The sequence below is a fragment of the Acidovorax cavernicola genome (genome assembly GCF_003581445.1).
Genome location: NZ_QXMN01000239.1, coordinates 1 through 1,199, shown reverse-complemented (window position 1 = coordinate 1,199; position 1,199 = coordinate 1). Strand labels below are relative to the sequence as shown.

Genomic DNA, 1,199 nt, shown 5'->3' with positions numbered 1-1,199 from the left:
CGTCTTCGACTACCTCGGCGAGCAGGCCACGGTGGTGCTGCACGGCGATCTCGAGCCCGCGTTCCAGCGCTTCTGGCAGGACACCCGGGACCGCTACCGCCTGGTGCAGGGCGACCCCGAACGCCCGGCGCTGCCGCCCGAATCGCTGTTCCTCAGCGCCGAACAGTTCTATCTGCGCGCCAAGAGCTATGCGCAACTGGCGGTGCGCGCCGCGGAAGTGCCCGCCGACCAGATTGCCAGCGGCGAATTCCAGCCCCTGCCCGATTTGTCGGTGGTGCGCGGCGCCGACGACCCGCTCGCGCGCCTGCATGCCCATCTGGGCCAGACCACGCAGCGCATCCTGCTGCTCGCCGAAAGCGACGGCCGGCGCGAAAGCCTGCTGGACTTCTTCCGCGCCTCGCAGCTCAACCCGCCGGCGTTCGACTCGCTCGCCGAGTTCGAGGCCGACGCCAGCGAGAAGATCGGCATTGCGACGGCGCCGCTGGCCACGGGCTTCCATTGGGAGACCGCGGGCATCGATTTCGTCACCGAAACCGAGCTGTTCGCGGCCGGCCCGACCACGCGCCGACGCAAGAAGCAGGAGCAGGTCAGCGATGTCGAAGCGCTGATCAAGGACCTGTCCGAGCTGCAGATCGGCGACCCTGTCGTGCACAGCCAGCACGGCATAGGCCGCTACCAGGGCCTGGTCAACATGGACGTGGGCCAGCAAAACCCCGACGGCAGCCCCGCGCTGCAGGAGTTCCTGCACCTGGCCTATGCGGGCGACGCCGTGCTCTACGTGCCCGTGAGCCAGCTGCAGCTGATCAGCCGCTACACCGGCATGTCGCCCGAGGACGCGCCGCTGCACAAGCTCGGCGGCAACCAGTGGGAAAAGGCCAAGCGCAAGGCCGCGGAACAGGTGCGTGATTCGGCCGCCGAGCTGCTCAACATCTATGCGCGCCGCGCCGCGCGCCAGGGCCATGCGTTCCGCTACAGCCCGCAGGACTACGAGACGTTCGCCAACGACTTCGGCTTCGAGGAAACCGCCGACCAGAAGGCCGCGATCCACGCCGTGGTGCACGACATGATCAGCCCCCAGCCCATGGACCGGCTGGTCTGCGGCGATGTGGGCTTCGGCAAGACCGAAGTCGCGCTGCGCGCGGCCTTCGTCGCCGTCACGGGCGGCAAGCAGGTCGCGTTTCTCGCGCCCACCACGCTGC

The 1,199-nt window shown here is 68.9% G+C and carries 1 protein-coding gene; it reads left to right on the top strand.

Translation table 11 applies throughout. The features are described 5' to 3' along the window. On the top strand, nucleotides 1-1,199 hold a 1,199-nt coding region (locus tag D3H34_RS32835), incomplete at both ends, for a CarD family transcriptional regulator (RefSeq protein ID WP_286186568.1).